Raw genomic sequence first — 13,261 nt, 5'->3', positions numbered from 1 at the left:
TGTAATATAACAAAGGGGTGTGCGCATGAGTAGGCAGGAACGGATCAAGATACAGCGCCCGAGCGCCAAATCTTTTTTTGCCTTTTTCCTGCTTCCGCAATTCTGGAGATCCTTCGAACATTTTAGCCATATCCGTCCGATTTTTGTACAATTGCTGGCCACATCTCTGGCGCAGGCGAATTTGTTGCCGCCCTATCATCCGGCTATACGTTACGGTGCGCAGATTGACGGTAAGAAAATCAAAATTTTCTCTTTGCTTGGCGAGGCATGGTATCACCTGAAAAACAACCCGCATGCCGGTTTGTACCAATGGGGAACCTTCAGTGCCGTTATCATGATGTTCGTGTGTATGATCAGCTCCCTGGTATTGGGGCTGTTTTATTTTATGAGCGGCTCCGTTGCGCGCGCACAGATTTTTGATCACCCGACGGGGTTCTCTACGGATATGGCGAATGTGTCGCTTGCGACAAGCAACCCGCTGATTGATAGATCCCCCGCAGGGGCTCATGGCGATTTGGCGATCAGTATTCTGGACAGGGTATTCCGTCAGGGGGCATCGGGCGGCGGCGGAACGATGCAGGTGAATATCGGCCCGATGTTCGGGACATATAGCACGGCGGTGCTTGTGCTTGCTTCCATGTTTATCTTTTTCCACATCACGATCATGGTCGTGGAGACCGCGCGTTCCGGTAAAATCGGCGGCGGCCGCCGTAACATTGTCTGGACACCGATCCGTTTCGTTGTTGCGATCGGTCTGTTGGTTCCGATTGGCGGCGCGTTTAATTCGGGCCAGTTTATCATGATGAAATTTGCGGAAATCGGTTCCAATCTCGGTTCAAATCTTTGGAGCAACTATGTTGCGGGGACGGCAGATTTAAGTCTGCTGGGGAACCAGATAAGGTCTGTGAACCCGACGGGTACTATTTTGAACCCATTGCATGAAATGACGCTGTGTGCGGCAAAACACAATATCGCGAATGAGGTGGGGCTTGGCAGTGCCGTCTTTACGGCCGGCGGCTATCCGGGTACACCTTTGACGCCGGCGATGGCACCGATGATGCCGATTGCGGCATGGGGCAGCCCGCACCGCGAATATGTGCGCCCGATTCTTGACCAGACAGCGGTTTTGGCGAATGCGCCCAATATCACAATATATTTCGGTAATGAGGATACACCCAATCTGTGCGGGTCAATCAATCTGCCCAATCCGAACGGTATTGATATTATTAACTATGATCCGGATTATGCAGCGGCTTATCCCGCTGTTCCCGTTGGCACGGCATTTGACGCGATGGCATTATTCAAACAGGAAGTCCGTCAGGCGGAATGGGATACGGTTAACAACCTGTTGCCTGATATGCAGGAAATGGCCTGCCATATGGTCAGTTTGGGTGAGGGCGCGAACCCCGCGCTGTACGGCAATAGCTGTCCGACCGGTGTAACCTATAGCAATGCCTGCCAAGGTGGTGCTGCCGGTGGTTACGGCCAAAATCCGATTGATACATCTTGTTTTAATGACTTTGTCGACAGATATATGACGGCACGGAATGCGGATGTTGCCGCCGCAAAAGCGACGCATCTTGATCCGTATTTCACAAGTGGCGCTTTTGTGACGGAAATGGCTGCGCAAGGCTGGGCCGGTATGGGGGTATGGTATTACAAGATTGCCTCTATTAACCGCACATTCCGCTCGTCCATTGAGCCGGAAACGGTTGTGGCAGGCGGCAATCTCGCGCAAGGCGGCGAGAGCGCGACTGCCGAGGATGATGGTGGTTGCTCGCTGCCTGGCTGGGCGTGTAGTGCATGGGGCTTTGCAAAGGGAGCATGGGGCTTTGCAGAGGGCGCATGGGAGGTTACGAAAAACATTGCAGGTGCGATTGAAGGCGGTATTGCATGGCTTGGCGGTGAAGGCTGGTCGAATTTCTTCGTTGGTTTTCCGGTAACAGGTGCCGAGGATATCAATCTTGAAGCGGGTAAAAAGATCATCCACTGGATTTTGAATAAAATGAAACAGGGGGATGGGGCTGTTTTGATGACGATTGGCGGTTATGGCCAGAATGTGCATCCCATTTCCGAGATGGCACGTGCCGGTGCTGAAATTATGGACAAAGCATTGGGGATTTACGGGACGATTGCCGTGCTTTCCCTGCTGTCGGCGTTGCCGGTGGTCGGTTCCATGATTGAGGCATTGATGATGGGGCCGGTCGGCGGCTTTATCGGAACGATGGGCGGTATCGCCTTTGTTCCTGCCATGCTGTTTGTGTATTATGTGCCATTGATTCCGTGGATACGGGTTATGTTTGCGGCAGTCTCCTGGATCGTAAGTGTTTTGGAGGCGATCGTCACGATGCCGATTATTGCGCTGGCGCATATACGGACAAAAGGGGAAGGGCTGGTCGGGCCGATGGCGCAGAGCGCCTATATGGGCTGGCTGAACATCATGTTGCGGCCTTCGCTGGTTGTCATCGGTTTTGTGATGGGGAATCTGGTTTTTGAATCGATGATCCTGTATCTGAACGATACCTTCAACACCACGATTTCTCAAATGGGAAGCGGCGGCTTTGGCATTATTGACCAGATTCTGAACACCTATATTTACATTTTCTCGGCCTATTCACTGGTGAATGCATCATTCAAAATGGTGGATTTGATGCCGAATGCAACGGTCAGATGGCTTGGCGGTCCACGCACTGCAAGCTTTGAGGAAGAGGTTTTCCAAATGCAGTCATTCGGGCGTGAAGCTGTGGGTGAGGTTGCGAAAGCCTTTGGTCAGGTTGTACCGCAAGCTGCCGCAACGGCAGGTATTAGTGCCGGTGGTGCGGTGAGTGGCGGCCTAAGCGGATTGGCGCGCGGAATAAGCGGCGCGATGAAGAGAGGCAAGGGTAAGAAATAGCGGGTAGATAGGGGGAATCCGACTTGTTTTTCGTGGATTTCTGGTTGTAAATCGTATGTAAGATTTTTTCGTCTATATCGCTGATATGAAATACTTTTTGCGTGGTGCGGTGGAATAGATTTTGACCTTTTCGAAGTGTTGTTATGCATAATTTTAAAACTTTAATAAAAAGAGACGTGCATTTGACGAAATATCGAAAAAGGTGTAATATAGAAGTATTGGTCGAACTGCGACTTTTGACAGCTTTTTAAGGCTGATTCGTGTTGTAGTCCGGCGAATGGCAGGCATGGATATGCGAGGTTATAATAACAAGGGGTGTTGGTATGAGTAGTAGACATGAGCGGGTCAAAATGGTGCGTCCTGGCGTAAAACCTTTTTTGGCGTTCTTTTTACTCCCACAGTTTTGGCGGTCTTTTGCGCATTTCAGCCATGTAAGACCGATTTTTGTACAAACACTCTCCATCATGCTTGCGCAGTCAGGTCTGTTGCCGATTAATCACCCCGGAACGCGTCACGGATATAACGCGGAAGGTGAGAGAATTTCCGTCTCCGAGATTATGGGGGAGGCGTGGTATAACCTGCGGACGCGCCCGAATATGGGTTTTTACCAATGGGGTATTTTCGGTTCCATCGTGATGATGTTTGCAACCATCGTTGCCGCTTTGGTGATGTCGGCTTCGTATCTGGTTCTTGGCACTGTTGCACATGCGCAGATTTTCCAGCTGGCACCGGGCGGTGTACCGGTTGCAACGGATTTCTCGACGGTTGTTGCGGCATCTCCCACGGCACTGTTTGACAGGTCTCAGTCTGCGACGGGCGATTTGGCTTTGGGTATTCTGGATAAAGTTCTGCGTCAGGGTGCCATTGGCGGTGGCGGACCGATGCAGTCGGCTATCGGTCCGATGTTCGGTACTTACAGTACCGGTGTTCTGGTCATTGCTTCTGTTGTTGTGTTCTGGTCGATTGTGTCGATCGTTATTGACTCTGCACGCACGGGGCAATTCGGCGGCGGTCGTCATAACATGGTTTGGACGCCGATCCGCTTTGTATTCGCGCTGGCAATGCTGATCCCCGTGGGCGGTATGTTCAACGGTGGTCAGCTGGTTGTGATGAAACTGGCGGAATGGGGCTCGAACCTTGGCAGTAACATGTGGTCAACCTATATCAACGGTACAAATGATATCAATCTGCTTGTCAATTTAGTGCAGTCGCAGAATCCGGCGACGACGGTTATTGTGCCTTCTGTAGAGAGTTTAACATGTATGAAACGCCATAATATGGCGCAGGAAGTAACTTTGGGAACGGCAAACTTTCCTGGCGGACCGTATGTTCCTAGTCCGGCTATTACACCTGCGCTGGCTTTGACAGGTGCTCCGGCGGTGCATGATCAGTTTGTGCGTCCGATCGTGCAGCAGACAGATGTCGCAAAGAACGCGCCGAGTATTACGGTTACTTTCGGGGATATGTCTAATCCGAATCGTTGCGGCGGTATTACATTGCCGAACCCTCAAGGTAACGATATCGTTAACTATGACCCGTTATATACGGCGATGTATCCGGCTGTTCCCGTAGGGGCGGTGTTTGACGAATTTGCACAGTTTAAACAAGACGTACGTCAAGCGGAATGGGATCTGTTTAACGATTTGTATGCGGATATGGAAGGCATTGCCTGCCAAATGGCAAGTACAACGCAGCAGGCAAACCCGGGTTCGTATGCGCAAACATGTCCGAGCGTGACATATGCGCCAACGGGAGCCAATGCGACAGCTGCGGCAATTAACCCTGCTTGTAACACGACTGCAGGTGGCTTTAACGGTGATCCGGCGTCCGCACTCTGTCTTGGTCAGATGGTTGCAGCTTATACGGGTAGCGTCGGTGGCGGTGGTCGTGAGGATGCTCTGGCTACGGCAAAAGCGGCTAATCTGGATCCTTATATCTCAGGCGCAGGTGCCGGTACCTTTACCGGTGATGCGGCGATACAGGGCTGGGCCGGTATGGGCGCATGGTACTTCAAGATTGCCAGTATCAACCGCTCATTCGGTGAGGCCGTCGTCGTTGAAACGGCTGCTGAAGGCCCCAGTGCCATGAATACCGGTTCACCCAGTGCGGATGAGGGCGGTGACGGTGGCTGTGACGGCTTCTGGGGCTGTTTGTGGAGCGGCACAAAACGTGTTGCTGTCGGCGCCTGGAATGTTGGTTCCGCAATGGTTACCGGTGTTGGTGACGCTGTTGCCTGGGTTGGCGGTGGCGGTCTTTCCGGTATGCTGGCAGGCTTCCCGATTCAGGGTGCCAGTGACATCAACATGGATGCAGGTAAAAAGATTATCCACTGGGCACTTCATAAAATGAAGTCGGATAACGGGCCGCTTCTGATCTCAATCGGCGGTTACGGCACGGATACGCACCCGATGGCATCGCTGGCTTATGCCGGTTACCAGATTGTTGATAAAGCGATCTTCCTCTACGGTGTGATGGCCTTTATCTCCTTGTTCGCAGGTCTGCCGCTGATCGGCGGTATGATCACGGCATTGATGGCCGGTCCGGTCGGTAGCTTCCTGGGTATGATTGCCAGTTTCGGTTTGACCCCCGGTTTGATGCTGCTGTATTACGTGCCGCTGATTCCGTGGACCAAGGTGATGTTCGCCGTCGTTGCGTGGATTGTCTCCGTGGTGGAAGCGGTCGCAACGATACCGGTCGTGGCTCTGGCGCATATGCGTACGGATGGTGAGGGTCTGATGGGACCGATGGCATCTTCCGCCTATGTGGCTTGGCTGAATCTGCTGCTGCGTCCGGGACTGACGGTCATCGGCTTCGTGATGGGTAATTTGATCTTCGAATCTATGATCCTCTACCTGAATGATACCTTTAACCAGTCGATCGCGAATATGGGTTCCGGTGGTTTTGGTATCATTGACCAGGTGATTAACACCTATATCTATGTGTTCTCGGCTTATGCCTTGGTCAACGCATCGTTCAAACTGGTGGATATTATTCCGAACTCGACGATGAGTTGGCTTGGCAGTAGCGCCGGTTCTCAGGACTTCAGTGGTGAAGCAAGCCATGTGGAGAGCTTTATGAAAGAGAACATGGGTGAATTCGCTCAAAGCATGGGTGTTGCCGGACAGGCTGCCGCGTCTATGGGTAACTTGGCAGGCGGTATAACGACAGCGCCACTCAAATTAGGAGGGGCTATGGGTAAGAACAAATTTATGACAGGTAATATTTTTGGCAGAAAGAAATCCTAGTTAGGAACAATGCCGATGAAATAAGAAACGCCCCGCTTTACAGCGGGGCGTTTTCCATTGACGGCACAGTCAAAAACACAGGCCGATGCGCTCTTCCCCCGCCAATCTTTGTTTGACAAAATGGCGGGAATATGCAATTTATACGGCGAAGGGCGTGTTTGGGTCTAGATTTCAGCACATCCGGCCCGGAATATTTTTATTAAAGAGATGTTTTGGAATATAGACCCTCCTGGAAGTTTTCCTCAAACACGTCAAAAAACGAGGTTGAAGCGCAGCCGGACACGGTGTCCGAAAGCTGCTCTAAACTTACACAGAATGCGTCGTTGCGCTTAGAAACAGGCAACGATGACACAAGAAAGGTATAAAGAAAATATGTTTGATATTCATACGCAAACAATTGAATGGGCAGGACGTACCCTGTCATTTGAAACAGGTAAAGTAGCACGTCAGGCTGACGGTGCTGTTGTTGCCCGCTACGGCGATACAATGATTTTGGCAACCGCTGTCGGTGCCAAGAAAGTGAACCCGGCTTTTGATTTTTTCCCCTTGTCGGTTCATTACCAGGAAAAAACATATGCTGCCGGTAAAATTCCCGGCGGTTTTTTTAAGCGCGAAGCACGCCCGAGCGAATTCGCAACGCTGACATCGCGTCTGATTGACCGTCCGATCCGTCCGCTATTCGCCAAAGGCTTTAAAAACGAAGTTCAGGTATTGTGCACGACTTTGTCGCATGACTTCCAGAACTCCCCGGACATTCTGGCACTGGTTGCCACCTCGGCTGCGCTGACGATTTCAGGCATGCCGTTCATGGGGCCGGTTGGTGCGGCTCGCGTGGGACGCGTTAATGGTGAGTTTGTTTTGAACCCGACGCCCGAGCAAATGGCTGAAAGTGAACTTGATCTGATCGTCGCCGGTACGCAGGAAGGCGTGCTGATGGTTGAATCCGAAGCCAATGAGCTTCCGGAAGATGTTATGCTGGAAGCGGTGATGTTCGGTTGGAAAGGTTTCCAGCCGGTGATTGATGCCATTATTGATCTGGCCGAAAAAGCGGCTAAAGAGCCTTGGGATATCCCTGAGGAAGATGCTGAGAAGAAAAAACTGGCGAAAAAACTGGAAAGCGATTTCGGCAAGGACTTTGCTGCTGCTTACGACCTGACGGTGAAACAGGAGCGTCAGACGCGTCTGGCGGAAGTCCGCGCAGCTGCCGTTGAAAAAATGGCTGTTGAAGGCGAGATTGAAGCCTCTGTTATTGAAGGTCTGTGCAAACAGGTTGAATCAGATATCGTTCGCGGCGGTCTGATCAAGACCGGCAAACGTATTGATGGCCGTGATACCAAAACGGTACGTTCCATTGTGTCAGAAGTCGGTATTCTGCCGCGCGCGCACGGTTCTGCACTGTTTACACGCGGTGAAACACAGGCATTGGTTGTTGCCACGCTTGGTACCGGTCAGGATGAACAGATCATCGATGCACTTGAAGGTGAATATAAAGAATCCTTCCTGCTTCATTACAACTTCCCGCCGTCTTCGGTTGGTGAATGCGGTCGTATCGGTCCGGTTGGCCGTCGTGAAGTCGGTCATGGTAAACTGGCATGGCGTGCGGTTCACCCGCTGCTGCCGTCCAAAGAAGATTTCCCGTATACGATGCGTGTTGTTTCCGAGATTACGGAATCAAACGGTTCATCCTCGATGGCAACGGTTTGTGGAACGTCTCTGGCATTGATGGATGCCGGCGTACCGTTGAAGCGCCCGATTGCGGGTATTGCCATGGGTCTGATTAAAGAGGGCGATGATTTCGTCGTCTTGTCGGATATTCTGGGCGATGAAGATCACCTTGGCGATATGGACTTTAAAGTTGCCGGAACGGAAAGCGGTATCACCTCGCTGCAGATGGATATCAAGATTACATCCATTACCGAGGAAATCATGCGTATCGCTCTGGATCAGGCACGTGACGGACGTATCCATATTCTGAATGAAATGGCGAAAGCCTTGACGGATTCCCGTCAGGAGTTGAGCAATTTTGCACCGCAAATCACCAGCTTTACAATCCCGCGTGACAAAATCCGCGAGGTTATCGGTACGGGCGGTTCGGTTATCCGTGAAATCGTTGAAGTCACCGGTGCTAAAATCGATATCGAAGATGACGGTACGATTTTCGTCGCTTCCGTTGATGCGGATTCTGCGGATAAAGCCATCAAATGGATCAAAGACATCGTCGCTGTTCCGGAAGTTGGCAAAATCTATACAGGGAAAGTTGTCCGTGTCGTTGATTTCGGTGCTTTCGTGAATATCATGCACAAGACAGATGGTCTGCTGCATATTTCTGAAATCGCTAATCGTCGTCTCGCAAAGGTCGAAGAAGTCCTGAACGAAGGTGACGAGGTAAAGGTCAAATGTATCGCGATTGATGATCGTGGACGTATCAAACTGTCCATGCGCGTTGTCGATCAAGAGACCGGCGAAGAAATCTCGCGCGATGACGGTGAGCTGAAGGAAGCTGCCGACGCGTAATAAAAGGGAAACGCAGGCGCGCATGGAAAATGTCGTTAATTTTTCGAATGCTCGCGCGGAGCGCCTTGGTGCTCCGCGCTTGCCGCGTCTGATCGGTCACCGCGGTGCGCGGGCCTATGCCCCCGAAAATACCATCGTCAGCCTTCATACGGCGGCGGATATGGGGGCTGAATGGGTCGAAATTGACGTTAAGCTCAGCCGCGATGGGGAACCGATTGTTTTCCACGATGAAGAATTGTCCCGCATTACCGGTGTTGCCGGCCTTGTCGCTGAAACCGACTGGTCCGCGCTGAAAGAGCTGGATGCCGGGGCGCATTTTTCCCATAGCTTTGTTGATGAGCGCATCCCCCATCTGGAGGATGCGCTTTCCGTCATTCTGGATCGCGGTCTTGGCGTTAATCTTGAGATCAAGCCTTGCCCGGGGCGCGAGAAAGAAACCGCGGAAATCATGTTGGATTGTGTGTCACGTATCTGGCCTGATGCCGAGGATGAAGGCGATGTGCAGCCACCGCTAATTTCCAGCTTTCAGGCGGTCAGCCTTGAAACGGCACTGGAAATGATGCCTGAATATCCGCGCGGTTATCTGATTGCGACGGATATTGAAGAAACGATGCGTGACTGGCGTGAAAAAGCGGCGCATTTGCAAATTACGACCCTGCATTTCGACAGGCTGTTCCTGACGGAGAAAGAGGGCTTTCTGGATGAGTTTCTGGCCGCGGGCTATCCGCTATTATCTTACACGGTCAATGATCTGGACATCGCCGATACACTGTTCCAATTAGGGGTTGTCAGCGTGTTTACCGATAAGCCGGATTTGCTGGATGAATGATAGAAAAAGGAATTCTCAAATGAATACAGAGCTGAAAACAAAAGGTGACGCACAGGAACATGTCTTTTGCCGCGCATGTTTATCAGAAGATCTTCAGAAGGTGGGTGAGAAAGACCGCTTTGACCTGATGCGCTGTACATCCTGCGGCACGGTTGTGGTGTCGCCCTGGCCGACGATGAAAGAGCTGAACGAGTATTATCAGGACTACAAAGCCAATGACAGCTATCTAAGCAAGAAAGAAAGCAAATTGCGCCGTACGCGCAAGCGGGTGCAGAAAATGCTGCAATTGTCGCCGCCCGGAAAACGTTTTCTGGATGTCGGCTGTAATGTCGGTTATACGGTTGCCTCGGCATCCTCTTTGGGGCTGGATGCGATGGGAATCGATATTGACGGTGCCGCCGTAGAGATTGCCGGGAAGGAGTTCCCCGAAGCGGGCGGCTTCCAACAGCTTTCCGTGGAAGAAATGGCGGAAACGGGTGTGAAATTCGATATGGTTTATACCAGTGAAGTGATCGAACATGTGCCGGATCCGGAAAGTTTCGTCCGCTCCATCGCCACCCTGCTATCGAAAGGCGGTGTGGCTTATATGACAATGCCTGATGGCGGCCATTTCCTTGTGCCGAAGAACTTTTCCACATGGGGGCAGGTCGTGCCGCCTGAGCATCTGACATATTTTACCCGCAAGGGGATTGCAACGCTGCTGGCGCGTCACGGGCTGAAAGTCCGCCGCTTCCAAATCAGCTTCAAGCCGGGCATTAAATTGTTGGCCGTCAAGGAATAGGCGGCTTCCGGCGATAAGTTAATGACTTCTTAATGCAGTTATGCGATACTGAAGTTGTAGGTTCTTTTCTCGGGAATCTGCTCTCGTTGTCTATTATGTTGCCGGTCTTTGCAATGAAGACGGTTTGTTTTGGTGACATCTGTTCCGTATTTTGAACGGTAAACGAAGTATTGAAAGATAAGGTAGGTTTTGACATGCCGAATGACCTCGCACTCTTTCAGGCGATGTATAAAAAAATGGATTGGCAGACCGAACGTCAAAAGGTCTTGGCCGAAAACATTGCCAATGCCGATACCCCGAACTATGTACCGCGCGATTTGAAAGAGCCGGATTTTCGGGAGCTGTTGCAAGGCAGCAGCAGCCGTATTCCGTTTGGCGGAACAGGCGGCAGTTACCGTCTGACACTCAAAACAACACAAAGCGGCCATCAAGGCGGCAGCGCAGATGGGGCGGCAGATAAGCGCCATATCGCCCAGCGGGAAGTTTATGAAACAGCGCCTTCAGGCAATGGTGTGATTTTGGAAGAGCAGCTGTTAAAAGCGAATGAACTGGCGGTGGATCACCGGATGATTACCAGCCTTTATCAGAAAAACGTCAACTTGCTCCGCACCGCGATACGCGGCAGCGGTCAATAACGGGCTTTAGGAATAAGGAGGCCGTCAAATGGATTTGTTAAACGCCATGGAAGTCGCTGCAAAGGGTATGCGCGCGCAAGGTATCCGTATGCGGGTGATTTCGCAGAATCTGGCCAATTCCGAAACAACAGGCAGCAAACCGGGGGAAGACCCGTATCAGCGCCAGATCGTGACATTCAAAAATGTTTTAGAGCGCAATAAGGGTGTGAATTTCGTAACAGTTGATAAGGTTGTAAAAGATCAGTCGGAATTCAAACTGAAGCATGACCCGCAGCACCCTGCGGCGGATAAGAACGGCTATGTCAGCTATCCGAATGTTAATCCGTTGATTGAGATGATGGATATGCGGGAGGCACAGCGCAGCTATGAGGCGAATCTGGGGATTATCGATATGACGCGTAGCATGCTGGTGCGGACGATTGATCTGCTGCGCTCTTAAAAACGGATAATAATAAAATAAGACGGATCATAAAACAGGGAGAGAGTAGGGATAATGGCTGATATCAAAGGTGCGCAGGCCTATACGGATGCAATTGCGCGAATCAAACAAGGCATGGCGATGCCGGACAGCGGCAAAACCGCCGGACAACAAGGCCCCAGCTTCGGTGACATTCTTAAAAACACAATCCAGAACACGGTTGAGACGCAGCGCAATAGTGAGCGTGTTTCAGCCGCGGCAGTTGCGGGCAAGGCGAATATCACGGATGTCCTGCAGGCCACGACAGAGGCGGAAATGTCGCTGTCAACGGTTCTGGCCATACGTGACCGCGTTATCCGCGCCTATGAGGAAGTGATGCGCTCTCCGATCTAGGGCAGGGGCTCATTCAACAGGACAAAGAAAAAGCGGCGCCAAATTGGCGCCGCTTTTATATTCCGTATCTTATTCGCTGTTTTAGCGAATATACAGATGTACTTCGGTCGCACCGATATTGGAGCGGGTTTCCGATCCCATGCTGATGCGGTTCGTGGGGACACCCATTTGTGTCATGGTTCTGAGAACATCCTCGCTGTTACGGCGGGCGTCAGAAGAGGCCAAAGCCTGCTCCGCAGGGTTGCGTGATGCCGGAGAAACGGCCACAACATCGAATTGTGCGCCCGGATATTTTTCCATGGCCTGGCTCAGTGCCGTGTAAAGCGGCTGCTGATACTGGACATTCGGGCGGTCAAAGCGGATGATCACCAAAGGACGTTTCGCCGGGACAGGCGCAGCATTGAAGCTTGCCGCAGGGTCGCGTTCATCCGATGTATCCGCAACGCGGGAGAACAGGCGGCTTGACATGCTTTGACCGTAAAGCTCGCCATTGGCGATGGCAACGGACAGGGTTTGCATGTTCAGGCGTTCGGTCCGCAGATAGGCATTACGGCGGTTGATTTCATCATTAACGACATTCATCATGCGGTTGATACGCACAATATCCTGATTGACCATGTCTTCCAGCGCCGTCAGGTTCGTGTGGTCATCTTCCACCGCACCGGACAGACCGAAAGTTGCACGGGTCGAATCATGCAGAAAGGCGCCGCGTGATGCCGTATTGGCGATATCATTCGACAGACGCGTCAGATCTTTGGATTGCGCGGAAAGCTTATCCAGCTGTTCGCCGGCACTGTTCCACATTTCCAGCATTTCCGGGTTACCGGGAGTGGTGCCGGATTGCAGACGTGCGCTCAGCTCGCCCGTCATGCCGTAATAAGCGCCGGCAATGCTGTCGCCCTGCATCTGCAAATTGGTCAGATGCGAGTCGTGTTTATTGACTTCATCCTGCAGAGCTTGCAGTTCCTGATACATTTCCTGAACCTTGCGTCCGACCAATGTGTCAATGCGCGGGGTTTGAATGGGAAGTTTCTGTACCGTGTCATGGGACATGGGCTCCCAGCTATCTGTTATAACCGGCTCTTTCAGAGCGGGTTTGGAAACGGTTTTTGTGCCGTATCCGGCCATATCCGGTTCCGGAGACATGCCTTTATAAGCAGCAACCTCTGTTTCGACAGGCGGCGGCGCGGCGGCGGGCATTGCCGTACCCGTGTAGCTGTCGCGGGAGCCGGGACGGTATAAAACCGTTGAATTTTTGTCTTTTACAACCAGTGAAGGCCGCGTGGAATCAGCCGTTTGTGCCATCTGTGCTGTCTTGTCAGAGGCAGGCTCAGCCTGTGTTGTGCTCCAGCCATCGGTTGCGCAGCCTGCGGTCAGCAGACATGCCATCAAAGCCGGGATGGCCAGAAAAGAAACGCGTTTTGTCATGGTTAATGTCCTAAGTCGTTCAATTATCTGAATTGTTTGTCAAACCCTTAACGATTCCACATACTATATATTTCATCATGCTAGAACAAGCGGAAAGATGCAATAACTCTTAAAAAACAATTATA

General features: G+C 51.7%; 9 protein-coding genes. 8 read left to right on the top strand and 1 reads right to left on the bottom strand.

What is annotated here, in order from left to right; genetic code table 11:
• Window positions 1-25: 25 nt before the first annotated feature.
• The 8 genes from HND56_07070 to fliE all read left to right on the top strand — a co-directional run bounded on the left by HND56_07070 (window position 26) and on the right by fliE (window position 11,708).
• Window positions 26-2,893 (top strand): DotA/TraY family protein, encoded by a 2,868-nt coding sequence (locus HND56_07070; GenBank protein QKK05457.1) that lies wholly within the window; start codon window positions 26-28, stop codon window positions 2,891-2,893.
• A gap of 323 nt (window positions 2,894-3,216) precedes the next feature.
• Window positions 3,217-6,138 carry a DotA/TraY family protein gene (locus HND56_07065; protein QKK05456.1) on the top strand — a complete coding sequence of 974 codons (2,922 nt, stop codon included), beginning with the start codon at window positions 3,217-3,219 and terminating at the stop codon, window positions 6,136-6,138.
• 372 nt (window positions 6,139-6,510) lie between these two features.
• Window positions 6,511-8,652 (top strand): polyribonucleotide nucleotidyltransferase, encoded by a 2,142-nt coding sequence (gene pnp, locus HND56_07060; protein ID QKK05455.1) that lies wholly within the window; start codon window positions 6,511-6,513, stop codon window positions 8,650-8,652.
• 22 nt (window positions 8,653-8,674) lie between these two features.
• Window positions 8,675-9,481, top strand: a complete 807-nt coding sequence (locus HND56_07055) for a glycerophosphoryl diester phosphodiesterase (GenBank protein QKK05454.1) — start codon at window positions 8,675-8,677, stop codon at window positions 9,479-9,481.
• Window positions 9,482-9,500: 19 nt separating this feature from the next.
• Window positions 9,501-10,262, top strand: coding sequence for a methyltransferase domain-containing protein (locus HND56_07050; GenBank protein ID QKK05453.1), 762 nt, complete (start codon window positions 9,501-9,503; stop codon window positions 10,260-10,262).
• 194 nt (window positions 10,263-10,456) lie between these two features.
• Complete coding sequence (locus tag HND56_07045; GenBank protein QKK05452.1) at window positions 10,457-10,897, top strand: flagellar basal body rod protein FlgB; 441 nt, start codon at window positions 10,457-10,459, stop codon at window positions 10,895-10,897.
• 28 nt (window positions 10,898-10,925) lie between these two features.
• On the top strand, window positions 10,926-11,336 hold the full coding sequence (flgC, locus tag HND56_07040) for a flagellar basal body rod protein FlgC (GenBank protein ID QKK05451.1): 411 nt from the start codon (window positions 10,926-10,928) through the stop codon (window positions 11,334-11,336).
• A 54-nt stretch (window positions 11,337-11,390) separates the two neighbouring features.
• Window positions 11,391-11,708 (top strand): flagellar hook-basal body complex protein FliE, encoded by a 318-nt coding sequence (gene fliE / locus HND56_07035; protein ID QKK05450.1) that lies wholly within the window; start codon window positions 11,391-11,393, stop codon window positions 11,706-11,708.
• Window positions 11,709-11,789: 81 nt separating this feature from the next.
• On the opposite strand, the gene HND56_07030 is transcribed toward fliE, so the two are convergent.
• Window positions 11,790-13,136, bottom strand: a complete 1,347-nt coding sequence (locus HND56_07030) for a hypothetical protein (GenBank protein ID QKK05449.1) — start codon at window positions 13,134-13,136, stop codon at window positions 11,790-11,792.
• Window positions 13,137-13,261: the final 125 nt, after the last annotated feature.

The organism is Pseudomonadota bacterium, from assembly GCA_013285465.1.
In the GTDB taxonomy this organism is placed as follows: Bacteria; Pseudomonadota; Alphaproteobacteria; order Micavibrionales; family CSBR16-224; genus CSBR16-224.
This window is presented reverse-complemented; position numbering and strand designations above follow the sequence as displayed.

Bases quoted from the DNA above. Each gene is read 5' to 3' on its own strand.
- HND56_07070 (QKK05457.1), top strand. From the start codon at position 26: ATGAGTAGGCAGGAACGGATCAAGATACAGCGCCCGAGCGCCAAATCT.
- HND56_07065 (QKK05456.1), top strand. From the start codon at position 3,217: ATGAGTAGTAGACATGAGCGGGTCAAAATGGTGCGTCCTGGCGTAAAA.
- pnp (QKK05455.1), top strand. From the start codon at position 6,511: ATGTTTGATATTCATACGCAAACAATTGAATGGGCAGGACGTACCCTG.
- HND56_07055 (QKK05454.1), top strand. From the start codon at position 8,675: ATGGAAAATGTCGTTAATTTTTCGAATGCTCGCGCGGAGCGCCTTGGT.
- HND56_07050 (QKK05453.1), top strand. From the start codon at position 9,501: ATGAATACAGAGCTGAAAACAAAAGGTGACGCACAGGAACATGTCTTT.
- HND56_07045 (QKK05452.1), top strand. From the start codon at position 10,457: ATGCCGAATGACCTCGCACTCTTTCAGGCGATGTATAAAAAAATGGAT.
- flgC (QKK05451.1), top strand. From the start codon at position 10,926: ATGGATTTGTTAAACGCCATGGAAGTCGCTGCAAAGGGTATGCGCGCG.
- fliE (QKK05450.1), top strand. From the start codon at position 11,391: ATGGCTGATATCAAAGGTGCGCAGGCCTATACGGATGCAATTGCGCGA.
- HND56_07030 (QKK05449.1), bottom strand. From the start codon at position 13,136: ATGACAAAACGCGTTTCTTTTCTGGCCATCCCGGCTTTGATGGCATGT.